23 protein-coding genes are annotated in these 22,572 nt (G+C 41.7%); 10 read left to right on the top strand and 13 right to left on the bottom strand.

Going from position 1 to position 22,572, the window contains the following annotated elements:
- Window positions 1-120: 120 nt before the first annotated feature.
- Window positions 121-1,875, bottom strand: a complete 1,755-nt coding sequence (aspS, locus tag ID165_RS22615; RefSeq protein ID WP_192347687.1) for an aspartate--tRNA ligase — start codon at window positions 1,873-1,875, stop codon at window positions 121-123.
- 326 nt (window positions 1,876-2,201) lie between these two features.
- Here aspS and ID165_RS22610 point away from each other — a divergent pair, with 326 nt between their 5' ends.
- A complete protein-coding gene (locus ID165_RS22610) occupies window positions 2,202-3,509 on the top strand; it encodes a peptidoglycan DD-metalloendopeptidase family protein (RefSeq protein WP_192347686.1) in 1,308 nt (435 codons plus the stop codon).
- 204 nt (window positions 3,510-3,713) lie between these two features.
- On the top strand, window positions 3,714-4,445 hold the full coding sequence (gene rluF, locus ID165_RS22605) for a 23S rRNA pseudouridine(2604) synthase RluF (RefSeq protein ID WP_192347685.1): 732 nt from the start codon (window positions 3,714-3,716) through the stop codon (window positions 4,443-4,445).
- A 335-nt stretch (window positions 4,446-4,780) separates the two neighbouring features.
- Here rluF and ID165_RS22600 read toward each other — a convergent pair whose 3' ends face one another.
- The 3 genes from ID165_RS22600 to ID165_RS22590 form a co-directional block, all read right to left on the bottom strand.
- Window positions 4,781-5,209, bottom strand: coding sequence for a hypothetical protein (locus tag ID165_RS22600; RefSeq protein WP_192347684.1), 429 nt, complete (start codon window positions 5,207-5,209; stop codon window positions 4,781-4,783).
- 701 nt (window positions 5,210-5,910) lie between these two features.
- On the bottom strand, window positions 5,911-6,144 hold the full coding sequence (locus ID165_RS22595) for a hypothetical protein (protein WP_192347683.1): 234 nt from the start codon (window positions 6,142-6,144) through the stop codon (window positions 5,911-5,913).
- Entirely contained in the window at window positions 6,119-6,721 is a 603-nt protein-coding gene (locus tag ID165_RS22590) for an RNA polymerase sigma factor (RefSeq protein WP_192347682.1), read from the bottom strand. Before ID165_RS22590 ends, ID165_RS22595 begins: the two co-directional genes overlap by 26 nt.
- 348 nt (window positions 6,722-7,069) lie before the next feature.
- Between ID165_RS22590 and ID165_RS22585 the strand changes: the two genes are divergently transcribed.
- Together ID165_RS22585 and ID165_RS22580 are read left to right on the top strand one after the other, a co-directional pair.
- Window positions 7,070-7,417 (top strand): DUF3127 domain-containing protein, encoded by a 348-nt coding sequence (locus ID165_RS22585; protein WP_192347681.1) that lies wholly within the window; start codon window positions 7,070-7,072, stop codon window positions 7,415-7,417.
- A 14-nt stretch (window positions 7,418-7,431) separates the two neighbouring features.
- A complete protein-coding gene (locus ID165_RS22580; RefSeq protein ID WP_192347680.1) occupies window positions 7,432-7,893 on the top strand; it encodes a hypothetical protein in 462 nt (153 codons plus the stop codon).
- On the opposite strand, the gene ID165_RS22575 is transcribed toward ID165_RS22580, so the two are convergent.
- The 4 genes from ID165_RS22575 to ID165_RS22560 are packed head-to-tail and all read right to left on the bottom strand — an operon-like array spanning window position 7,890 to window position 11,544.
- A complete protein-coding gene (locus ID165_RS22575; protein ID WP_192347679.1) occupies window positions 7,890-8,033 on the bottom strand; it encodes a hypothetical protein in 144 nt (47 codons plus the stop codon). The two genes, ID165_RS22580 and ID165_RS22575, sit on opposite strands and share 4 nt — an antisense overlap.
- A gap of 37 nt (window positions 8,034-8,070) precedes the next feature.
- Window positions 8,071-8,586 (bottom strand): 5-(carboxyamino)imidazole ribonucleotide mutase, encoded by a 516-nt coding sequence (gene purE, locus ID165_RS22570; RefSeq protein WP_192347678.1) that lies wholly within the window; start codon window positions 8,584-8,586, stop codon window positions 8,071-8,073.
- Window positions 8,583-9,728, bottom strand: a complete 1,146-nt coding sequence (locus tag ID165_RS22565; protein ID WP_192347677.1) for a 5-(carboxyamino)imidazole ribonucleotide synthase — start codon at window positions 9,726-9,728, stop codon at window positions 8,583-8,585. The genes purE and ID165_RS22565 overlap by 4 nt, the downstream gene beginning before the upstream one ends.
- Before the next feature lie 46 nt (window positions 9,729-9,774).
- A complete protein-coding gene (locus ID165_RS22560) occupies window positions 9,775-11,544 on the bottom strand; it encodes a DNA mismatch repair protein (protein WP_192347676.1) in 1,770 nt (589 codons plus the stop codon).
- Window positions 11,545-11,659: 115 nt separating this feature from the next.
- Between ID165_RS22560 and ID165_RS22555 the strand changes: the two genes are divergently transcribed.
- Together ID165_RS22555 and ID165_RS22550 are read left to right on the top strand one after the other, a co-directional pair.
- Window positions 11,660-11,836 carry a hypothetical protein gene (locus ID165_RS22555; protein WP_192347675.1) on the top strand — a complete coding sequence of 59 codons (177 nt, stop codon included), beginning with the start codon at window positions 11,660-11,662 and terminating at the stop codon, window positions 11,834-11,836.
- Between the two features lie 23 nt (window positions 11,837-11,859).
- Window positions 11,860-12,690 (top strand): hypothetical protein, encoded by an 831-nt coding sequence (locus ID165_RS22550; RefSeq protein WP_192347674.1) that lies wholly within the window; start codon window positions 11,860-11,862, stop codon window positions 12,688-12,690.
- 516 nt (window positions 12,691-13,206) lie between these two features.
- Here the strand turns inward: ID165_RS22550 and ID165_RS22545 are convergent.
- Genes ID165_RS22545 through ID165_RS22535 form a run of 3 tightly spaced genes read right to left on the bottom strand, consistent with a single transcriptional unit; the run spans window position 13,207 to window position 15,977 of the window.
- On the bottom strand, window positions 13,207-14,061 hold the full coding sequence (locus ID165_RS22545) for a mechanosensitive ion channel family protein (protein ID WP_192347673.1): 855 nt from the start codon (window positions 14,059-14,061) through the stop codon (window positions 13,207-13,209).
- Between the two features lie 27 nt (window positions 14,062-14,088).
- Window positions 14,089-14,793 (bottom strand): methyltransferase domain-containing protein, encoded by a 705-nt coding sequence (locus ID165_RS22540; protein WP_192347672.1) that lies wholly within the window; start codon window positions 14,791-14,793, stop codon window positions 14,089-14,091.
- The gene (locus ID165_RS22535) at window positions 14,793-15,977 is read right to left on the bottom strand and encodes a type III polyketide synthase (RefSeq protein ID WP_370539716.1); all 1,185 of its coding nucleotides are present in this window, start codon (window positions 15,975-15,977) and stop codon (window positions 14,793-14,795) included. The genes ID165_RS22540 and ID165_RS22535 overlap by 1 nt, the downstream gene beginning before the upstream one ends.
- 91 nt (window positions 15,978-16,068) lie before the next feature.
- Between ID165_RS22535 and ID165_RS22530 the strand changes: the two genes are divergently transcribed.
- Complete coding sequence (locus ID165_RS22530) at window positions 16,069-16,965, top strand: UbiA family prenyltransferase (RefSeq protein WP_192347671.1); 897 nt, start codon at window positions 16,069-16,071, stop codon at window positions 16,963-16,965.
- Here ID165_RS22530 and ID165_RS22525 read toward each other — a convergent pair.
- A complete protein-coding gene (locus tag ID165_RS22525; protein WP_192347670.1) occupies window positions 16,962-18,077 on the bottom strand; it encodes an NAD(P)/FAD-dependent oxidoreductase in 1,116 nt (371 codons plus the stop codon). The two genes, ID165_RS22530 and ID165_RS22525, sit on opposite strands and share 4 nt — an antisense overlap.
- Before the next feature lie 107 nt (window positions 18,078-18,184).
- On the opposite strand from ID165_RS22525, the gene ID165_RS22520 reads away from it, so the two are divergent.
- Window positions 18,185-20,710 carry a zinc-dependent metalloprotease gene (locus tag ID165_RS22520; protein WP_192347669.1) on the top strand — a complete coding sequence of 842 codons (2,526 nt, stop codon included), beginning with the start codon at window positions 18,185-18,187 and terminating at the stop codon, window positions 20,708-20,710.
- Window positions 20,711-21,302: 592 nt separating this feature from the next.
- The gene (locus ID165_RS22515) at window positions 21,303-21,710 is read left to right on the top strand and encodes a Fur family transcriptional regulator (RefSeq protein WP_192347668.1); all 408 of its coding nucleotides are present in this window, start codon (window positions 21,303-21,305) and stop codon (window positions 21,708-21,710) included.
- Here ID165_RS22515 and ID165_RS22510 read toward each other — a convergent pair.
- The gene (locus ID165_RS22510) at window positions 21,707-21,934 is read right to left on the bottom strand and encodes a hypothetical protein (RefSeq protein ID WP_192347667.1); all 228 of its coding nucleotides are present in this window, start codon (window positions 21,932-21,934) and stop codon (window positions 21,707-21,709) included. The two genes, ID165_RS22515 and ID165_RS22510, sit on opposite strands and share 4 nt — an antisense overlap.
- 150 nt (window positions 21,935-22,084) lie before the next feature.
- Between ID165_RS22510 and ID165_RS22505 the strand changes: the two genes are divergently transcribed.
- Entirely contained in the window at window positions 22,085-22,558 is a 474-nt protein-coding gene (locus ID165_RS22505) for a YcxB family protein (RefSeq protein ID WP_192347666.1), read from the top strand.
- Window positions 22,559-22,572: the final 14 nt, after the last annotated feature.

The following is a 22,572-nucleotide window of genomic DNA, read 5'->3' as shown; positions in this document are numbered from 1 at the left end:
TTTGAGTGAGAATACGGACATTGGTTGGAAAAAGTTGATATTTACCGTTTTCTGCAAGCTACCTAACCAAAAAAAGCTGTCACATTTCTGCAACAGCCTCTTCAGTATATTTTGTTTAACTTACTTCTTTACTGCCAACTGAATAGACAATTCTGTCAATTGTTCATCAGCTATACTGCTAGGCGAATCAATCATCACATCTCTACCGGAGTTATTCTTAGGGAAAGCGATGTAATCCCTGATGGAATCCGATCCTCCAAAAATCGCACAGAGTCTGTCAAATCCAAAGGCTATTCCCCCATGTGGCGGTGCTCCGTATTCGAACGCCTCCATTAGGAAACCAAACTGCTTTTGTGCCTCTTCTTCAGAAAATCCAAGATGCTTAAACATCAATTGCTGCGTTGCCCGGTCGTGAATACGGATGGAACCGCCTCCGATTTCCACACCATTGATTACCAAATCATAGGCATTTGCTCTTACTGATCCGGGATCTGAATCCAGCAATGGAATATCTTCTTTCTTAGGGGAAGTGAATGGATGGTGCATCGCGTGGAAGCGATTGGTCTCCTCATCCCACTCCAGCAATGGAAAGTCCATCACCCATAGTGGTTTGAAAACCGTGCGGTCACGAAGACCTAGGTCTTCACCCATTTTTAGACGAAGTTCGGAGAGCTGCTTACGGACTTTATCCGCATCACCACTCAAAATCAACATCAAGTCTCCCTGTGCTGCTCCAAATGCATCTGCCCAATCCTGAAGATCATCAGCAGAGTAGAACTTATCTACCGTAGACTTGATTGTACCGTCAGCATTGTATTTGGCGTACACCATGCCTTTGGCTCCGATCTGAGGGCGTTTTACCCAGTCAGTCAGTGCGTCCAGTTGTTTACGGGTATATTCTGCCGCTCCTTTGGCACAGATCCCCACTACCAACTCCGCTTGGTCAAAAATGCTGAATCCTTTTCCCTTGGCAAGGTCATTCAGCTCTACAAATTTCATTTCAAATCGAAGATCCGGCTTGTCATTACCATAATATTTCATGGCATCAGCGTACGTCATCCGCTTCACTTCTTCCAGCTCCACACCTTTTACGGTGCTGAAAAGATGCTTGGTCAGGCCTTCGAACGTATTCAGGATATCCTCCTGATCCACAAAAGACATTTCGCAGTCTATCTGGGTAAACTCAGGCTGACGATCTGCTCTCAAATCCTCGTCGCGGAAACATTTTACAATCTGAAAATACCTGTCGAAACCGGAAACCATCAGCAGTTGCTTAAAAGTCTGTGGAGACTGGGGCAATGCATAGAATTCACCCGGGTTTGTGCGGCTAGGCACCACGAAGTCACGAGCGCCTTCCGGGGTGGACTTGATCAAAACCGGTGTCTCCACTTCAATGAAAGCTTGGGCATCCATGTATTTACGTGTCTCCTGCATCATTTTGTGACGCAGTTGGAGCTTTTCTCTCACCACGTTTCTCCGTAGATCCAGGTATCTGTATTTCATGCGGAGCTCATCCCCGCCGTCAGTTTCATCTTCAATGATAAATGGTGGAACTTTCGCAGCATTCAATACTTCAAGTGCCGTTACTTTAATCTCGATAGCACCGGTAGGAATTTTATCATTTTTAGAGGTTCGCTCGATTACCTTACCGGTCGTCTGAACTACAAATTCCCTTCCTAATTCCGCTGCTTTTTCCAACAGTGCCTTTTCGCTGGAATCCTCTTCAAAAATCAACTGTGTCAAACCATATCGATCGCGTAGATCGACCCAGATTAAACCTCCTTTATTTCTTACCCGCTGCACCCAGCCGGCAAGGGTTACTTCTTGATTTACGTGATCAAGGCGAAGTTCGCCACAAGTATGCGTTCTCAGCATGTTTATTTAGTTTTTTTTGGGATGTCAAAGATAAAGAAATGACCGTGAGAACACACGAATCATTGGATGATTAGCAATCTTTTCCCAATTTCTTTGAAATTCTCAAAGAAATTGGGAAAAGATCTTCAAGAAAAAGTAAAGTTTATTCAACGTATTAAGAAGTTTACCTTAATAAGTAGTGTGAAAATAAAATAATAACTCCGTTTCCTTCGTTGGTATGATAGTTGGAGAGGGGCAATCAAAAGGTTTACGCCTCAAAGCTTGGAATAAAAGCCCTTTTTTGCTTGATTGAACTAAATTTCACCTTCCCTAAATAGTATAGAGTAATGAAAAAGACTTGGATAGGAATTGCAGCACTGGTTATTCTTATTGGCGCAGCATCTTCACTCCAATTTTTCAGCCTCCCTTTTCAAGCAGAAAAGGAAGCAGAAATCGTAGAACCACCTCTAATTGATTCTCTGGAGAATCAGGTTTTTCTCTACGGAATCAACGTCACCGGGCTGAATATTGTAGAAGGAACCGTGAGTAAAAACCAGACACTCGGGTCTATTCTTGCCCCTTTCAATGTCCCCTATCAGATTATAGACCAAATCGCCAAAAAGTCAAAGGAGATTTTTGATGTGAGGGGGATCGCTGCAAACAAGAAATTTACAGTGGTGACCCCTGCCGATTCCACCAAGGCTCAATTTTTCATCTACGAGCCAAACCCCTCAGAATATGTGGTGTTTAATCTAGACTCCATTGATATTTACAAAGCAGAAAAACCGGTGGAATATAGAACCAAAGAAGCCGGTGGAATTATCAACTCCAACCTTTCTGCCGATATGACCGGTCAAGGCGTGACTTATGACATCATTGATCAGTTTGCAGATTTGTACGGCTGGTCAATAGATTTTGGAGCTTTGCAAAAAGGAGACAAATACAAAGTATCTTATCAGGAAAAAATAATTGACGGAATCGTAGTCGGAGTTTCAGACATCCAAACGGCATTTTTCGAACATAAAGGAGAACCATATTATGCGATCCCTTTTGAGCAAAATGGAGAGATCAACTTCTACGATCAAGATGGAAACAGCTTCAAAAAAGCTTTTTTGAGAGACCCGCTAAAATACTCCAGAATCAGCTCAAGATATAACCTGAGAAGATTTCACCCAGTACAGAAGCGATACAAAGCTCACTTAGGAACCGATTATGCCGCACCAAAAGGAACAGAGATTCGCTCTGTAGGCGAAGGCACGGTAACAGATGCCCGCTATACTTCGGCCAACGGAAATTATGTGAAAATCAAGCATAACGGCACCTATACCACTCAGTACTTACATATGTCAAAGATTGCCAAAGGCATAAAGCCCGGAACGAGAATCAGACAAGGTCAGGTGATCGGCTACGTGGGAAGTACCGGTTTGGCGACCGGACCACATCTTTGTTTCAGATTTTGGAAAAATGGTAAACAAGAAGACTGGTTAAAGGAGAAAATACCGCCTTCTGAGCCGATCGAAGCAAAGTACAGAATGGCTTTTGAGTCTAAAAAAACTGAATATATGGAGCGACTGGCATCCATCAGAATTCCCGGTGAGCCTGAAATATTGGTAGCAGAGGCACCAAAGCCTACTACTCCACCGAAAGGGGAGTAATAGTGTGAAAAAATACACTAGCGCAAGTTTCAGGATTTGCGCTTTTTTTACTTTTAAACCACAAAGATTCTAAGGGTTCACAGTTTTAGTCTTATTTCTTCGTTGGAATTAGTCCTTCAGACTTGAATCAGAACAGATTGGATTACAGCTGAAGACTTTTCTCAGATTACCTAACTTGCACAGCACATATCCAATTCTAATCCCGTGGAAGCAGATCAACTAATACGAGTAAATAAATACCTAAGTGAAGTAGGCTTTTGCTCCAGAAGGGCTGCCGACAAACTCTTGGAAGAAGGCAGAATTACCATCAACGGCAAAGTCCCTGAATTGGGAACAAAGGTGGGAGTAAATGATGTGGTAGCAGTAGACGGTGAACCTGTGGGAAAACCTATTCAGACTCATACCTATATAGCATTCAACAAGCCTGTGGGAATAGTCAGCACAACAGATACAAAAGGAGAAAAAGATAATATTATAGATTTTATAGGCCATCCAAAGCGTATTTTTCCTATAGGCCGTTTAGATAAAGACAGTGAAGGGCTGATTCTCCTTACCAGCGAGGGTGATATTGTCAATAAGATCCTTCGCTCCAAAAACAACCATGAAAAGGAATACATTGTCACTGTGGATAGACCTGTGAATGATGAGTTTATCAGACTGATGGGATCAGGGGTCCCGATCTTGGATACAGTGACAGACCCTTGCGACGTAGAAAGAATCAGTAAATTCAAATTCCGGATTATCTTAACCCAGGGACTCAATCGCCAGATCCGAAGAATGTGCGAGCATTTCGGTTTTAAAGTAGTCCAATTGAAGCGCATCAGGATCATGAATGTGCATTTGGATATTCCGGTTGGAAAATGGAGAGACCTCACTGAAAAGGAGCTTTCAGAAATTAAGGAGATGGTCTCGGATAGTTCGAAGACTTTTGATTAAGTATTGATTAACCTTGAAAAGTGCAAAGTTTTATGAAAAGGAAGGAGGATTTTATCCAACCTTTTTCATTTACTCTTTTTCGAGATAGTACTTTAATTGTTTTTAACCCAGTTCGACATAGCAGACACAAACAAAGGCCAGAAAAAAAAACTGAATACCAAACCAAAAAATATCTTCTTTTTCTAGTCCTATGCCTACCGGTCTTTGGCTAACAAAAAATCACAAGCGAAACGTCAACACAGTTTCCAATTAAATTCTATTTTCCCCATTTCCACCACTTAAGAGGTTGAGCGGAATATACTAAGGATCCCGAAAAAGACTAAATAAATATCCCCTTACTTCCTATTCCCTTTCCATTCTGCCTTTTTATCAGAATCTGTAATAGTCCAGATTCCCTCCGCTATATTTCCAGACATATGTCCTGTGAAGTAAGCCCCACTTGACGCAGTTCCAGTGACTACGCACAAATTTCCTCTTTTTTCCAAAATACCATAAACTTCGTAAGTTTCATTAAATACTTCAGAAGTAGTCATCCCGAATATATGGCCTTCTTGGGTTATAGTCATATTCCAAGCACCTTTGTCATCTGATCCTATATAAGTCCCGCTCCATTCTCCCTGGAACTCGGAAACTAAAATTTCATCCTCATAATTAATTGAGCACGAAACAGACACAAGCGCTATTACTATTTCTACCAACAATACAACTTTTTTCATTTTATTTTCCTGAATATATTTCTGTTCTAATAGCTTGTAGCTGTTCACATGAAGAATTTCTTCCTACTAGGGTCTTGTGATGACAAGCCAACCTCTAAATCATATTACCATTTTGAATAATGTAATTAGTCGTAAATATACATTTTTTTGCATTATGAAAACATAAAAAATTATTTGAAATACATTTTTATTTATATAATTTACTTAAAAGCGGAATCGGGCAGCTACGACTTAACTTCTTCTACATTAACTCAAAAATGATTTCTGAGCTTTTTAAGCTAAGTGAAGCTGCTGTTGCTCGTCTAGCGATGAAATGTCATCTGCACTGATGTCGCTTCCTATCAGCCCGGTTTTAGAAAAATCTTTAAACTGAAAATTATGCTGAGGGAATTCTTTAAACAATTGATTGCCATCAATTGGAGATGAGGGAATACTCTGTCATAGCACAGTAAAATTAAAAATGCTGCAAAAAGAATGTCAATTGGGTATTAACTTACATCGACTGGATTAGAGTTTGTCTGCTGAATACCAGAAAAAAATTGTAATAGGAAACCGAAAGTGCTATTTCCCTAGATTTTAATCTTTAGTTTCAAGGTTGTAGAATTTGAAAGGCATGCAGGACACTATAAACAATGCCAACGGGATTTTGGCAAAATTCAGCGTATTTGAAATCTAAAAACCCGCATTCACCACACTTCATTGTAGCGCTAAATAAAAAAAATCCCGCTTGAAGCGGGATTACCGTATTTTCAGACTCGCTCGAGTCCCGTAGACTGCGCTCTCGACTTGATCGCTTGTACTACTCTCTCCGAAGGTTGAAGCTGGATCTGATCCATTTGCTCTATTGTGCTCAGCATTTCTACATACTCCTGCATTAGTGAATCATCACTATGCAGGGCTTGCACTAAGAGTTCTTGCTCTACCTCCGACATCTCCCGGTAAATATACCTTACCAGATCATTTGGGGTAAATGGTTTTATCATATGCAAAATTTAGTTGTTTCATCTTCTTCCGCAAGTGGATCAGCGCATATCGCATTCTTCCAAGAGCGGTATTTATACTTACGCCGGTCTGCTCTGCAATCTCCTGGAAACTCATATCCAAGTAATGCCGCATAATCAAGACCTGTTTTTGAGCCTCAGGAAGCTCCTCTATCAGACGCTTCACCAACTCAATATTTTCTTCTCTTACCTGTCGATCTTCCACATTTTCCTCCGCAAACTTGAGCGAATTGAAAATATTCGAACCATCCTCCATCAGGATGGAAGGATATCTTTTGGCCTTTCGAAAATAATCAATGGCCAGATTATGAGATATCCGCATCACCCAAGGCTGAAACTTGCCCTCCTCGTTGTATTTGTCAGAGTTAAGTGTTTTGACCACTTTCACAAATACATCCTGGAGCAAATCCTCAGCTACCTTCTGATCCTTAACGATCAGAAAAATGGTGCTATACATTTTACTTTGGTAGCGATCTACTAATAAATCAAAGGCTGCATCACTACCATTTCGATACTGTGCAATCAATTCGCTGTCCTTTGGACCAATTCGTTTACTCATTTTAAGTTGGTTTATTATAAACGTAAAGGTCTAGACCATAGTATCAGTTAAGAGTGAAAGAAAAAGAAACTGTTTAAAAGTATGATTTCGAATACAACTGTGCAAAGAAAACACAAGGATTTTATCCCATAAACTTATCTACAAGAATAATCCAAATTTAATATTACAGAAACAGCAATGTGCAAAACTTTATTTAGAACGGGGCTTGCTTCTACTTCTTCAGAACCAATGTTTATGCCAAAAAATGTTAAAGTCTACTCCTCAATCAAAGTAATTAGCGATACTCCAAACAGGAGATTTCAATGGCAATGTGTAACTTCGCACAGACAGACATTTAATAATACGACAATGGAATTGAGTGGAAAAGTAATCCAAAAACTACCCGAAGTAGGTGGAAATTCAAAAAGTGGCAACGCATGGAGAAAGCAGGAATTCATCCTTGAAACAGGAGGGCAATATCCAAAAAAAGTATGTGTGGCTCTCTGGGGAGACAAAATCGATCAATTTTCTGTAAATGCAGGAGAAAATGTGACGTTGAGTATAGATGTGGAAAGCCGTGAGTACAACGGACGCTGGTATACTGAAGTGAAAGCATACAAAGTAGATAGAGCCGGTGGAGCAGGATCTGCCAATTCAGCAATGCCTGAGGTAGACAGTTTTCACTCAGAAGGAGAAGAGGACAAATTGCCATTCTAAAACACAAATGCCAAATGTGGGACGATTTCGATGATGATGAGGCTGACTGGGATGAGGACGATGAGTTTGATGCACGTAAGGAGCACCAAAACATTTACAAGCATCCCTTGATGAAAAAGTCTAAGGATATATTTGCCTTGACCCGTGCCCTAGTGGGGAGTTTGGATGAGGCGAGAAAAGAGCTTTACGGCAATATTATGCTGGAGGATACTACTACAATGATTAGCAGATTCAGTGGAGCAGAAGGTGCTTCCGACTATGTCTTGAAAATGGAGAAAGCTGTAGTCATGAAAGTACATGCAAAAAGTCTCTATTCCATGACCTATCAACTTGGAATGGAGGGAACCCACGCAGAAGAACATTTAGAACTTCTCAGAGAAGCTATAGAGGAATATCGTTTACTCTTTATTGAGTGGATTAAGGGTTTTGACCCTAACGAAAAAAATGATGACGGCTGGGGAATCTTTACTGATTAGCCAGATCCAAACTGAAATCCAAAATAGGCACCTGCCCCCATCAGTAGTAAGGCAATCCCTCCCAACAGGACCAATACATCCAGGGGAATTTCCCAAGGGACATCCCCTATCTTAAATCGAATTATCTTTTTCCAATTCATGGCAATGAATTAAAATGCGGCTTTCCAGCCGCATTTTTTATTTCTTTAATAGCTCTTTCCACCCCTTAGCCTCTATCTGGGCGGCGGATTCTTCCACTTTCTCCTTGAGCGTTTTTTTGTAAGCATCTAAGTTCTCCCCTACTTTAGGGTCAAAAGAACCTACAATTGATGCTGCCAAAATCCCTGCATTTTTCCCTCCGTTCAAAGCTACTGTCGCTACGGGGATTCCACCAGGCATTTGCAAAATCGACAAAATACTATCCCAGCCATCAATGGAATTTGAGCTTTTGATAGGAACTCCGATCACCGGCAGACTTGTCATCGATGCCACCATTCCGGGCAAATGCGCAGCTCCGCCGGCTCCTGCTACGATTACTTTGATCCCACGCTCACGCGCCGAATGGGCATAATCAATCATCCGCTGTGGTGTACGATGGGCAGAAACCACCGTCAACTCATAGCTTACACCCAATTCTTCAAGCATTTGTGCCGCTTCAGCCATAATGGGAAGATCCGATTGGCTTCCCATAATAATACCTACCTGTGGTTTCATTGTATAGCTTTAATTTTGATTAACTCTTTTATCCGTTGCGCTTTTTCCTTCAAGCCTGAAATCGTATCTGCCAAAATGGTCACATGTCCCATTTTCCTAAATGGCGTGGTGATTTTCTTCCCATACAAATGAATGTAGACACCTTGCTCTGCCATCGCCTCATCCTTTCCTTCTATCAAAACAGGGCCGTCATAACCATCTTCTCCCAGTAAGTTAATCATTGCTGCCGGACATCTCAAATCCGGATTTCCCAGTGGCCAGTTCATGACTGCCCGCAAATGCTGTTCAAATTGGGAAGTAAAATTCGCCTCTATGGTATGGTGCCCACTGTTATGAGTCCTTGGGGCTACTTCATTCACCAGAACTTGCCCATCCTTAGTCACAAACATTTCCACGGCAAGAATACCAACCATTCCCAACTTAAGAATTACATCCTTCGCAATTTGTTCTGCCTTCTCTGCTATCTCTTGGGAAATTTCCGCCGGAGCAAAAAGAAACTCAACCAAGTTGGCCGTTGGGTGAAAAGCACATTCCACAGCAGGGTATACCACCAGCTCTCCCGATTCATTCCTAGCCACGGTCACCGCAATTTCCTTTTCAAAATCAATCAATTTCTCCAAAAGCCCGGGAGCATCGAAGGCATTCTCCAAATCTGCATCTGTTCTCAAAACCTGAACGCCTCTCCCATCATAGCCTTCTTTGCCCAACTTATTCACAGCGGGAAGAAAATCAGCGTTATGGATAACATCAGCTTTGTCTACCGTAAGAATAAAGTCAGCGGTAGGAATTCCGTGCAATTGGTAAAATTGCTTTTGTTTTCTTTTATCCTTGATGAGACTTAAGATATCAGGTTGTGGATAAACTTTCTTTCCTTCCCGCTGCAATTGTTCAAGTGCTTCCGTATTAACACTTTCAATCTCCACCGTAATCACATCACAGCTATGTCCAAAAGCATAAACCGTATCAAAATCCTTAAGTGAGCCCACTGTAAAACGCTGTGCCAGATCCTTGCAAGGTGCATTTGGATCCGGGTCCAAGATGTGGATATCTTGATTGTAATTGATCGCCGACTGAATAAGCATGCGGCCCAATTGACCTCCTCCGAGGACACCCAAAACGGGGGATTGCGATGGTATAGCCATAGTTAAATTGTAATCGAAAATAAATCAATCTCATCGAAAAGGGGATTTACTTCTCTTCTTGAAAACGAATCCCCATTAATTCCATGAGCTTATGTGCATTGAAACTCGGGCATGCCCCCCGTTTTATTTTGTAATCAAAATCAATAGACTGGTCGTGTATCTCGGAATGAAAACTGAAGTTATTTACCGAACTCATCCTTGTTTCCAATTCTGCCAATTCTATATCATGGGTACTGATGATCCCCAACGCCTCAGTACTGTCCACCTGCCTGATCAGTGCTTCCGATCCTGCAATCCGGTCTTCTGTATTCGTCCCTTTCAGAATTTCATCCAACAAGAAAAAGATCTGCTCCCCATTTTCTATTCTCTCTATCAATTGCTTGATACGGCTCAGCTCGGCATAAAAGGAACTTACGCTTTCTCCCAAATTATCGGTATTCCTCATACTGGTGTAAAGCTGAAATGCAGAGAAGCCAAATTCCTCGGCAAAAGGCTTCAAACCTAGGTTGACTAACACACAATTAATTCCCAACGTTCGCATGAAAGTGGTTTTTCCGCTCATATTAGCTCCCGTGAGCAAAATAATTCGTTGTTGCCCATCAATAATAAAATCATTTGGTACAGCCACACCAGGCTCAAGCAAAGGATGCGAAACCACTTTACCTATCAATCCTTTCTCCACGTGGATTACTTTTCCCTTTCCGCCAACTTCACTTTCAAAAGCTCCCAGGGAAATCAACACTTCCCACTCCACCAACCGAGCAGGGAAATCAGCAATGAGATTTCCGTAATTTCTTTTCCAAGAAACTAACCTGAGGTATAATAACAGATCAGTCCAAAAAAATAAGTTCAAAGGAATATATAATAAATTTATTCGATTCTGAATCCACAAGCCCAGCCCATCCAGTTGATCAAAAAGTGTAGAAGCTTTGACCTCTTTGGTGAGAAATGGTGCCTGCATCTTCTTCAGAAGCGACGACTCTAGTGGCTCTTTTTCCAATACAGCAAGCCAATAACGATATGTTTTTAGCTGATCTCTGCTGGGAATCGACTCAGCTGCTCTTTTTAAGGGCCTGAACACCATTCCCAGAAACACCATCCCAATTAATATCCAGACACCAATCAATGCAGCCGGAATAAACCCCAGATATCCTAAGACCGAAAAAACAAGTCCTCCGATGGGGCCAACAAAGGCAAAAACAGTAATCAAAAACGTATTTTTATCTTCCTCATGCAGCCATTTAATCCATCCCGAATTTGATCTCTCCTCATTATAAAAAGCCATCCCTATGCTTTCCATAGCAAGAAGAAAATTTGGTTTTGAAGCCAACTCTGCAGAAGCTTCACGAAATGTCTCCGCTCTGGCCAAATCAATTCCGGATTTCATCTTTTCTGCCAACGCCTCTTTTCCATCCTTGGAAACGGTATGGTTCAGAAGCTGAAAAAGAGAATGATCTCCAAAGAGATCCAGATCATTGGAAAATGGATGTGCTTTCTCCTGAAATTCTATTCCACTATTTAGCTCTTTAAGCTTTCTGGCTATCCTTTTTTGACTATTGTCATTCATTTTCTCCAAGGCCAGATAAATAGCTTCTTGGTCTTTCTGATCATTATATTTTCTAATCAAAGAAATAAAAACAACAACCGAAATCCCAAAAAACAACAACCAAACCGGGTTATCCGAAACCGACAATACAAATAGGCCCCCCATTGCCAAAAAGACAATCAAGCGTAAAAAAGACAAGGTTCCTGCCTTGCTTTTTACCGTTTTCAATTTCTCCGGGAGATTGGAATTTTCAAAATCAAATCCTTTCATGCCCAAAGATAGGAATTGAATTAAGGTAACTAATCAAATTGGCGCAATCCTTGCCTCCTTTCCATTTTTATAGTGAAGTAAGTAGTTGACGTTTCACATTAACTAAAATGCCCCTATGAAAAACAGTAACCCCAAAAAAAACCATGAAAAACCCACGGATGTAGAGGAATGGGATCTTTCCGAAGGTATGGGAATACTGCCGACAGACATTCCTTTTACGCAGAACATAGGATGTGTGGGAGCGAAGATAAAGAAACCGGATCACGCTCCGGAAAAGACAAATAAAAACTAACCAATCACCAATTTAACAACTCAATGAAAAAATTATTCAACCCAGCACTGCTATTTCTGATGATCACAGGAGCTATCTACGTCTCAAGCTGCGATTCTACAAATGATGCCCCTGAACCGGATCTTTCTGTAGTAGAAGAAGACATAAAAGTTAACATGGCCTTCGAAGATTTAGACAACCTCACGCTCACAGTTCTCAGCAATTCTGGCCTTAGTGCAAGAACCACAGCAGACGTACCCGCAGGCAATCTCTGCGAGGGCGCTTTAGTAACCATAGATGAAGAAGCCAAGAAGATCACCGTTGATTTCGGAGATGGCTGCACCAGCACAGGCGGTGTAACTAGAAAAGGAATAGTAATGATCTCCTACACAGCAAATTTATTGTTCACAGGAGCAAAAATCACTACTACATTTGATGGCTATGAGGTAGATGGTCTTAAAGTAGAAGGTACCAGAATCCTTACTAACAAAGGAGCCAACCTGGAAACGAATACAATTAACTTGGAAGTAAAAATCCAAAGCGGTAAAGTGATTTGGCCTGATGACACCTATGCGTCCATAGTAAGCGATCAGCTCCGCGATATCAAACTTGGGACTCAAGGCGAATATGAAGTATCGATAACAGGTACAGCTGCAGGTACAAGCCGTGGAGGATTTGACTACACTTCCTCCACTTCAGATGCATTGGTATACAAAAAAAGCTGCATAGAGTCTGGAGTTACTGTCCCAATTTCAGGAATCATGAATTTTCAATTCAGAGGAATCGAGGCTTCAGTGGATTACGGAGATGGCACTTGTGATAAGCTGGCTACCATCACTTATCCAAATGGCTCTAAACAAGTGACTTTTGATTAAGTACCTTGTGTAAAGAAATCAAAGCGGCTATCTTTTTGAGGTAGCCTTTTTTTATAGAAAAATTTAACGCAGCCCATGTATTACCAATTCTATTGGGAAATATATGCTTCAAAATCAGTCAGGTTCTGAGAAGCTCTAAGCTACAGTCACAGAAATTGATTCAAGCTCATATTTTAACCCTAAAAAGAGGCTATCATTAATGAGGTTCTTGTCAGGTTGAATAAGAAAAATTTAGAATTTACAAAAGAGTAGGGACAGCAAGGTAATTAGGGACAAATTAAGGTCATCCTGAGCGAAGTCGAAGAGTTCTCGACTTCGCTCGGACTGAGACAATACCAATACCTGCTCACTCAGATTAAATCCGTCATTGGTAGCAGCTTGCCTCGCCTTGGCGGGAAGTCGAAGCCTTTTATGTGCTAATTAAGCCCATTTCTACTTTCCGCCACAGCGTGGCAAGCTGCTCAATGTGACAATTATGACTTAGGGACAGCCTTTTTTTATTTTGAAGGTGTTTTTTTAAGAATTTGATTCTTCTTCCGCTGCTTTATCTTTAATTTGGTGAACAACCCGCTGAGGAAAAGGAATTTCAATACCTGCTTTTTCAAACTCAGAATTAATTGACTCCATTCCATCGAAATGGACAGGCCACAAGTCACTTGCGTTAGCCCAAACTCTCACTACTAGATCCAACGAACTATCTCCGAAATTCGTCAACGCTACAAAAGGTGCAGGATCTTTAAGGACACGAGGATCGTTTTCAAAGATATTCAGTAAAATCTCTTTTGCCTGTTTGATGTTGGTACCGTATGCCACTCCCACGTTTATCTCTGTTCTTCTCGTCTCTTGGGTACTCATATTAACGATATCTGAATTGGCCAAACTACCATTGGGGATAATTACCTCTTTGTTGTCAAAAGTCATCAGGTGTGTGTACAAAATCTGTATTTTGGCGATCTTCCCGGTATGTCCTTGCGCAACTACTATGTCACCTACCTGAAAGGGCTTAAAGCCTAAGATCAATATACCTCCGGCAAAATTGGAAAGAGAGCCCTGTAAAGCCAAGCCTATGGCTAAACCTGCGGCACCAAAGATAGCAACTAAAGAGCCCAAAGGCGCCCCGAGGATATTTGCAACTCCAACGAAAAGCACCATATACAATACCACCTTGGCAAAACCAAAAACAAACTCATTTAAAGAGGGGTTGTTATCCCTCCTCTCCAAAAAGTGTTTCAAACCATTCAGGGCTTTACTTACAATAAATTTACCGACGAAATAAAAAATTAAGGCAAATAATATTCTCGGTACAATCACATAAGCTAAGTCAATAGCTTTCTCATAAAATACATTGATGGTTTCCTGGGAAATTTCCATTTTTAAACTTTTTTGGTTGGTTATCTTTTAAAATATAATGTTCACTTGCCAGCGAAAAGCCCAATGCCAGCGTATTTCGAAACGGTCAATCTGAGCAGATCTTAATATTCCCTCCCAATCTACCTTAGAAAAACTTCTCAAAACAGACAAGGGAGCATCGTTTTGCACCATCTTTGATTCGCTAAATATCCGGGTAAGCCACTTGATACTATAATAAGCCAAGGGATGTCTGTGCAGGTCGTTAATTACAATACCCAAGCGGGATTTTTCCCGAAGAGATTTCAGCAATTCAACTAATTCGCTATCAGTAAAATGATGTGTAAAGAGCGTGCAAGTAGAGATATCTACTTTTTCTTCGGAGAATTCCGGTTCGAAAACATTTTGAACTCTCCATCTGACTTTGGGTAAATCAGTTAACCTAGCCGACGCAAGGGCAATAATGTTCCTGTTGGCATCGATGCCTGTAAAGTTAACCTCTTTTTTTTGACTTTTTGCCCATTCATCCATCACTCTGATCATGTCTCCACCTCCACAGCCTATATCCGCCACGACATAGGAACGCTGTGGATAACTCCTGAAAACCTTTGCCAATCCAGAGGTGGTTACATAGTTCCCCCCGAGCCAGCGGTTGATGGTTTTCAACTCCCGCAAGGTTTGCTCCAGCTCTTCACCCGAACAACTGAAGTCGTCCATCAACTCCTTTTTCTCACTTCTGTGCGCAAATTTACCCATCACTTTTCCAGAAGTAAAGTCTCTAACGTAAGCCCGGGGCCAAAACCCATAGCAAGTATATCTCCCTGAATTTCCTCATCATTTATCATCTTCTCCAACACAAAAAGTATAGTGGCAGAAGACATATTTCCAAACTGACTCAGTACTTCCATAGCATGAGCATTCACAGAGACGGGTAGCCCAAATGCCTCTTGTACTTTTTGTAAAATCTGCTTTCCTCCAGGATGGATGGCAAAGTTATCCACAGTGGACAACTTGAATTTTTTTTCGAATTTTTCCTTCAATTGCTGAATCCCCTGATCCAATAGTAAAGGAATATACTTGCTCAGCCGCATTTCAAAACCAAAATCACCGATCCCCCAAGCCATATCCTCTTCCCCTTCCCTCAGCACCTGACTTAGATAGGTTTTTATTTTCAATCCGGATGCGGATCTCATCACCAAAGCTGCGGCTGCCCCATCTCCAAAAAGTGAATTGGCAAGCACGTTGTCTTCAACATACTCTTTTTGGAAATGAAGTGTACAAAGCTCTACGGAAACCAGCATTACCTTAGCGCCAGGCTCCGCTCTTACTATTTTGTCTGCCAACTTCAATCCAGTAAATGCAGCGTAGCACCCCATAAAATGCACACAATATCGCTCCACAGAATCATCCAGTGCAAGCCGTTTCATTAAATCCAGTTCTACTCCGGGAGCAACCATCCCTGTGCAGGAGACCAAAATCAAGTGAGTGATTTCTGAAGCTTTTATTTCTGTTTTGGCAAGACAATTTGTAACTGCATCTTCGCATAGTTGCGGGGCGGTTTGCCGAAAAACCTCCATTCTTGCCTTGGTACCTGGGAAAGGTTCAAAATCTTTAGTCTTGGCAAAAAAGGTAAATTCTTCGGGATCAGCTTTCTCAAAATCGCCCAGCACGCTATATCGGCTGGAAATCCCGGATTTTCTATACAAAAAACCCAATTTTCTCGCCTCCAGCCCATCTAGCTGATGAGCTCTCTGCATAAAGCCCGCAATGACAGCTTGATCTATGGGTTTTCCCGGATTTGCCAGACCAATACTAACTAAACTGATATCCATAGGAAGAAATTTAGGTTCTGGAAACATATCATTTTGCTTAGTATAGTTGGTTTCTTCATCAGGTTTTCCAAAACGATGCCTAAATATTCCATCCCATGCATATTTCATTTGATCAAGTTACTCGAATATATCTAAATTGGCTGAATGCATTGTAACCTTCCCGACTTGGAAAAGTTACAACCCAAATCTAATCCACGTTATGATTTCCCTTTCCAGCCTTAAACATCTTCGAATTCCTTTTTCGCTCTTTTTGATGCCTGTATTCTTCTTTGCGCTAGCACTTACCCCCAATCATAATGAGTCAAGAATAGTATGGGTTTTCATTGCTATTCACCTGTTTTTATACCCATCAAGCAACGGTTACAACAGTTATTTTGACAAGGATGAGGAAAGTATTGGTGGGCTGAAGTGCCCTCCAAAAGTGACCAAAGATCTGTATTGGCTTTCGTTGATATTTTTCCTAATTGCCATAAGTATTGGAGCTTCCATCAACTTCAGTTTTGCTCTTATGCTTCTGCTGTACGGATTGGTAAGCATGGCTTATTCACATCCTTCCATCCGTATCAAAAAGTATCCATGGCTGAGCTGGTTTATTGCTGGCTTGTTCCAAGGCTATTTCACCTTTGCCATGGCATATGCAGGACTCAGCGATTTGAGTTGGGAAGTGTTAATCAAGCCTCACGTAGCAATTCCGGGACTATTGACGAGTTTGATGCTATGGGGAAATTACCCCTTGACGCAAGTTTATCAACATGGCGAAGACAGCAGAAGAGGTGACCATACATTAAGTCTAGTGTTAGGCATCAAAGGTACTTTTCTCTTTTCGGCTTTGGCTTTTATGATTACAGGAGCAGCCTTTGCATGGTATTTTCTTGAGCGAAATCAAACCCAAATCCTTTGGCTTTACCTCGCTGCGATGATGCCGATAATGCTTTATTTTCTGGCTTGGTTTAGCTTTATCAGGCTGAATCCAATAAAATATGCGAATTACAATTGGGCGATGGGGATGAATTATTTCTCTGCACTTGCGCTGAATGCTTTTTTTATTTATTACTTCCTCGAAAACACCCAAATTTTGCAGGCATTAGGCTACTAAAAAGGCTTTCCATGCGTGTTTTTTATAATCTGCGTGGCTACAAAGGGCATGTGTTGAATCAGCTTCCCCGTGAAAACCGAAGCTTGTTTAGCACCAAAGAGCCGCTGCACTTTCCGTCCGAGCCAGAGCCTTCGTTCAAAATGTGATTTCCAGGAATTCTCATACCTGACTTCAATTTCTCTTCTTGATCTCCCTGCTATAATTGCTTCTGCCGCCAACTTCCCTGACTGGATTGCCATAGCCATCCCATTTCCACACAGTGGGGTAATTAAACCTGCCGAATCCCCCGCCATGAGAATATGATTCTCTACAGGATTCTTTCTCTCAAAATTAATCTCATTAATTACTTCGGGCTTTTCGAAGAGAAACTCACTTTCCGTAAACACGCTCCTCAGATTAGGATTTTTCCACAGAATCTCTTTCTCCATTGCAGCAATTGACCCGTACTTCCTGAGATGATCCCGATTACCCAAATAGCATAAATTAGCCTTCCCATCCTCAATCCCATTCAACCCACAATAGCCCCCTTCGAAGTTATGCAGTGCGACGGACTTTTGATCAATGTCTGTTTTGATGTGATATTTCACCCCGATGTATGGACTTCTTTTTTGGATAAATCCCCGCTCCATAGTTTTGTCAAGTTTAGATCTTTTCCCGAAAGCACCTATCACATAGTCAGCTGTCAATAACCCACCGTCCGCCAACTCTAGCAGAAACTGATTTTCTCTGTCATCAAACACTGCAGATTCTACCTGAGCTCCCGTTTTTACCCCACTACCTTTTTCTACTGTTTTCTGATAAAGATGCTCGTCCAGTACGTAGCGGCTGATGCCAAAACCACCCAAATCCAATGGAATAGACACACGTTTTCCTGAGGTGTCAGAAAACAAGAATTTACTAACCTGCGGAAAGTTATAGTGCATAGGCATAAGATTTTCCCTGGTCAAAAAATCAAGCACTTCATTGGACAGATATTCTCCGCAAACCCGGTGAAAGGGGTATCGCTTCTTTTCGACCAGAAGAACTTCCTGCCCATTTTTGGCCAATAAATAGGCCGCTATCAGACCGGCCAAGCCTCCTCCGATTACTACTATTTTATGTTTATCGCTCACCGAACCGCCTTTAATTTTATATATATACCGCTTATCAAAAAGCAATGCTCCTTATAGATGGTTTCAGGAAATTCGTGGTTTAGATACAGCTAAACCAACTATTCACTATGAGAAGCCCCATACCCAAATTACTTAGGAGAATAACTCTACTAATAGGCTTACTGGGTGTCATGTTTTATTCTACGGATTCTTTTGCTCAGAAAAAGAAGAAAAAAGACTCCAAGAAAGAAACTTCTAATCCAGCTACACCCGCAAAACCAAAAGCCACTGATTCAGAACCTAAGCCATATAAGGAAGTAATTACAACAAAGGCAAAATCAAAAGAAGGTCTTTTCAAAGTTCATCAGATTGAAGATAAGTATTACTACGAGATTCCGGATTCTCTTCTGGGAAGAGATATGCTTATGGTCACTACTATTGCCAAAACCGCCGATGGTCTAGGCTATGGCGGTGAGCGTACCAACACACTGATGCTTCGTTGGGAAAAGAACAACAATGACATCCACCTGAAAGTGATCTCTGTCAATAACTATGCGGCAGATTCACTGCCTATCGCGCTGGCGGTAAAAAACTCCAACCTAGAACCATTGCTGCACAAATTTGCCATCAAATCCCTTGCTACGGATTCTACAGGGATTGTGATCGAAGTGACAGATTTGTGGGCGAAGGATGTGCAAGCGCTAGGACTTCCTAAGCGACAGCGTACTCAATACAAAGTAACCCGTCTGGATACTGACAGATCTTACATCGAACATGTCCATACCTACCCGATCAATATCGAAGCAAGGTACGTAATGACATACATTGCCAGCGAACCTCCTTCAAACAGCTCAACAGGCTCTATCACACTTGAGATGAACTCTTCTATGTTGCTTCTGCCGAAAGAACCGATGAAACAGCGATTGGGGGATCAGCGTGTAGGCTGGTTCAGCAGATCGATAGTTGATTATGGAGCTGACGCGCAGAAAGCGCAGCGTCGTACTTTCCTTGACAGATGGAGATTGGAAGTGAAGGATGAGGACATAGAGAAATTTAAGGCAGGTGAATTGGTTGAACCTAAAAAACAAATTGTTTTTTACATTGACCCGGCTACTCCCAAGCAGTGGATTCCTTACTTAATCGCAGGTGTGGAAGACTGGCAAGTTGCATTTGAAGCTGCCGGTTTCAAAAATGCCATCATTGCCAAACTGGCCCCTAGCAAAGAAGAAGATCCTGATTGGAGCCCGGAAGATGCCCGATATTCTGTGATCCGCTATTTTGCTTCTGATATACAGAATGCTTACGGCCCTCACGTATCTGATCCGAGGTCAGGGGAAATTCTGGAATCGGATATCGGATGGTATCATAATGTGATGAACTTGCTGAGAAACTGGTTCTTTATCCAGACCGCAGCCATCAATCCTGATGCACGTAGCGTACAGTTCAAAGATGAAGTAATGGGAAAATTGGTTCAATTTGTCTCATCTCATGAGGTGGGACATACACTTGGACTTCCTCACAATTTCGCTTCTTCCCATGCTTATCCCGTGGAGAAACTAAGAGATGCTGAATTTACCAAAACCATGGGAACAGCTCCTTCGATAATGGATTATGCTAGATTCAACTACATCGCCCAACCCGGTGATGAAGGTGTCAGCCTAATGCCCAATGTAGGCCCGTATGACAAATATGCTGTCGCTTGGGGTTACAGACCAATCCCTGATGCCGCCACTCCGGAAGATGAATTAAAGACCTTGGATCAATGGATCTTGGAAAAGCAAGGTGATCCAATTTACAGGTATGGCCGTCAGGGAAATAGCTACGACCCAACTGCCCAGAGTGAAGATTTGGGGGACAACTCCATGAAAGCATCCGGGTACGGCATTGCAAACTTAAAACGTATCGTCCCAAACCTAATGGAATGGACTAAGGAGACCGACAGACCATACAAGGATTTTGACGATTTGGAAGAAATGTATGGCCAGGTAGTCACACAATTCAACAGATACATGGGGCATGTGAAAACCAACATAGGCGGTGTAGCTGAAGTGTACAGAGCGACCGGACAGGATTTGCCGGTATACACTCACACTGCAAAAGATATTCAGAAATCAGCGGTAGCATTCTTGAACTCAGAACTGTTCACTACACCGAAATGGTTAATGCAGTATGATATTTTTGCCCGAACTGAAGATTTTGGGGCTCTGGAAAGAATCAGAGGGGTTCAGACAAATACGCTGAATGCTGTGCTTGAGATGGGCAGGCTTGGCCGTGTGATCGAAAACGAAGCCTTGAACGGTAACGAGGCGTACAAAATCACTGAATTATTTGATGACTTAAGGAAAGGCATCTGGTCTGAACTTCCATCGGGAAAAACCATCGATGTACACAGAAGAGCATTACAGCGAGCCTACATTGAGCGTATGGAATACTTAATGACAAGTGATGAACCTACTGTACCGGAGGCATATCGAAGATATGTGGGTACCCAGATCAATGCTTCCCAGTCGGACATCAGACCCATGGCCAGGGGAGAATTGAAACTAGTGCAAAGAGATATCAAATCCGCTATCTCCAGAACTTCGGATAGAATGTCTAAACTGCACTTAGAAGATGCATTGGAAAGAGTAAACGCTATTCTTGACCCCAAGTAAGACAAGAAAGAAAAATGAATAAGTTAAATGGGTGCCGGATCGGTGCCCATTTTTTTGTTTAGTACTACTTTGAATCAGCGGATTGGATCCATTTGAAGAACTTAAACTAGTGTAGCTAGTGTAGTGTTAACCAAAACCTGTCAGGTTTACATCATCGATTTTTGATAAATAAGTAGCTTTTTACGGTTCTAATAGCAAAACCTGATAGGTTTATCAGATCCTTTTTACACTTAACAAACACTAGTTCTCCCCATTACTGAGCAATCCGGAGTTTTTAAAAAAAATAATTGTGTTTTCGGTCAACTGTACGTAGGTTGTCTGCTTCAATGATTAAAGTTTAAATTTGCTGACTCGTCAAGCTGAGTTTTGTATCCAAAAAGCACTTAAGCCGTACTACAAAACCACCGCACCTTTGCAAGAGAATATTCACATTAAATCGAGCATGTCGAAAGTGACACATACTGGAATGATTATTTGCCATGCGACCTGCAGGGATTCCCTATCCGAAGACAGGGCGGGCATCTACCCTTTGAAAAACAATTAAAAACAGATGAAATGAATTTTTGATTAATTTTGTTTTAAATACATGAATATGTCATCTCCTCTCTCTATACTTCAAAGCCATAAACTGCGCATTACTGACTGTCGCCAAGAGATTATTCGTGAATTTTTGGATAAGCAAGTGGCACTAGCTCACTCGGATTTAGAAGATTCATTGGACAGCCAGTTTGACCGGGTCACGATTTACCGCACCCTAAAGACTTTTGTAGACAAAGACGTGGTGCACAAGGTACTAGACGATAGCGGAGCTACTAAATATGCCCTCTGCTCACATGAAGAAGAAAATCATAACCACGAACATGTGCACTTCAAATGTGAAACCTGTGGTGAAACTACCTGTCTGGAGGCTATAGTGCTTCCAAACATTAAGCTTCCGAAAGGGTTTCAAAAGAAAGAAATGAGTTTACTAGTGCAGGGTGTCTGCAATAAGTGCCATTAAAACTCCATCGGTTCGGGAATCCTTGATTTGGGAGAATCACTGGGCCATTGTACGCCTGGAGGCAGATCTATCTTGGGCGGGGTGAAATCCTCAACTCCACCATCTCCATCATCTTCACGGTTGTTGCCCTTTTTTATAGAGTTTTTGGTCATGGTAGCCATCACGTATATCAAGATAACATACGCCAAACCACAAAGAATCAAATCAATCACAAGACTGCTCATAGCTAAAAGTTTGATATAAGATAATTGAATACAAGATTTAAATCAATGGTAATGCCGATTTGTTTTCTAAGAAAGAAGTTTTTTATGATTTAATCCGGCTTGCTAATTCCCTAGGATAGGTGGATATTTGCGATCTGAAATAGAAAAGTGATGATCGTAAAAACAAAAAAATACCAACTCCCAACCGGCACCTACATCAAAATGGCTCTGGTCAATATTTTGAAAGAGCAGTGGTGGGTAATCCCAATCGCGCTGGTGATCATGTGCGGTTATTTCTGGATTCCTTCGATTTGGTGGATAATCGGTGCGTTGATAGCTTATGGCCTTTACGTGTTGTTCTGGGCGATTCAGTTTACAGGAGTAACGCAGATGGAGCAAAACAAAGTGATATTTGACAAGATGGCTTACGAGATCGACAGCCGCCAGATCTTGATGAAGATCAACACCAAGCAGGGAATGCCCGTGCAGTGGAATATGATCAAAAATGCCGAGGTAAGAAAAGACGCTTATGTACTATACATGTCCAAAGCCCAGTTTATCCACCTTCCTTTCCGGATTTTTAACTCTGACAATGAGCGGAAATTTATGGAAACAATATTAAAGCGTAAGGAGCTGATCAAATAACTACCTCCCCATTC

This window comes from Algoriphagus sp. Y33 (assembly GCF_014838715.1).
GTDB lineage: Bacteria > Bacteroidota > Bacteroidia > Cytophagales > Cyclobacteriaceae > Algoriphagus.
The sequence above is the reverse complement of the archived record's forward strand: the minus strand, read 5'-3'. Positions and strand labels throughout refer to the sequence as shown.

Excerpts from the sequence above, each read along its gene's own strand:
- aspS (WP_192347687.1), bottom strand. The coding sequence starts at position 1,875 with ATGCTGAGAACGCATACTTGTGGCGAACTTCGCCTTGATCACGTAAAT.
- ID165_RS22610 (WP_192347686.1), top strand. The coding sequence starts at position 2,202 with ATGAAAAAGACTTGGATAGGAATTGCAGCACTGGTTATTCTTATTGGC.
- ID165_RS22595 (WP_192347683.1), bottom strand. The coding sequence starts at position 6,144 with ATGATAAAACCATTTACCCCAAATGATCTGGTAAGGTATATTTACCGG.
- ID165_RS22590 (WP_192347682.1), bottom strand. The coding sequence starts at position 6,721 with ATGAGTAAACGAATTGGTCCAAAGGACAGCGAATTGATTGCACAGTAT.
- ID165_RS22585 (WP_192347681.1), top strand. The coding sequence starts at position 7,070 with ATGGAATTGAGTGGAAAAGTAATCCAAAAACTACCCGAAGTAGGTGGA.
- ID165_RS22580 (WP_192347680.1), top strand. The coding sequence starts at position 7,432 with ATGTGGGACGATTTCGATGATGATGAGGCTGACTGGGATGAGGACGAT.
- ID165_RS22575 (WP_192347679.1), bottom strand. The coding sequence starts at position 8,033 with ATGAATTGGAAAAAGATAATTCGATTTAAGATAGGGGATGTCCCTTGG.
- purE (WP_192347678.1), bottom strand. The coding sequence starts at position 8,586 with ATGAAACCACAGGTAGGTATTATTATGGGAAGCCAATCGGATCTTCCC.
- ID165_RS22565 (WP_192347677.1), bottom strand. The coding sequence starts at position 9,728 with ATGGCTATACCATCGCAATCCCCCGTTTTGGGTGTCCTCGGAGGAGGT.
- ID165_RS22560 (WP_192347676.1), bottom strand. The coding sequence starts at position 11,544 with ATGAAAGGATTTGATTTTGAAAATTCCAATCTCCCGGAGAAATTGAAA.
- ID165_RS22555 (WP_192347675.1), top strand. The coding sequence starts at position 11,660 with ATGAAAAACAGTAACCCCAAAAAAAACCATGAAAAACCCACGGATGTA.
- ID165_RS22550 (WP_192347674.1), top strand. The coding sequence starts at position 11,860 with ATGAAAAAATTATTCAACCCAGCACTGCTATTTCTGATGATCACAGGA.
- ID165_RS22545 (WP_192347673.1), bottom strand. The coding sequence starts at position 14,061 with ATGGAAATTTCCCAGGAAACCATCAATGTATTTTATGAGAAAGCTATT.
- ID165_RS22540 (WP_192347672.1), bottom strand. The coding sequence starts at position 14,793 with ATGGGTAAATTTGCGCACAGAAGTGAGAAAAAGGAGTTGATGGACGAC.
- ID165_RS22535 (WP_370539716.1), bottom strand. The coding sequence starts at position 15,977 with ATGAAATATGCATGGGATGGAATATTTAGGCATCGTTTTGGAAAACCT.
- ID165_RS22530 (WP_192347671.1), top strand. The coding sequence starts at position 16,069 with ATGATTTCCCTTTCCAGCCTTAAACATCTTCGAATTCCTTTTTCGCTC.
- ID165_RS22520 (WP_192347669.1), top strand. The coding sequence starts at position 18,185 with ATGAGAAGCCCCATACCCAAATTACTTAGGAGAATAACTCTACTAATA.
- ID165_RS22515 (WP_192347668.1), top strand. The coding sequence starts at position 21,303 with ATGTCATCTCCTCTCTCTATACTTCAAAGCCATAAACTGCGCATTACT.
- ID165_RS22510 (WP_192347667.1), bottom strand. The coding sequence starts at position 21,934 with ATGAGCAGTCTTGTGATTGATTTGATTCTTTGTGGTTTGGCGTATGTT.
- ID165_RS22505 (WP_192347666.1), top strand. The coding sequence starts at position 22,085 with ATGATCGTAAAAACAAAAAAATACCAACTCCCAACCGGCACCTACATC.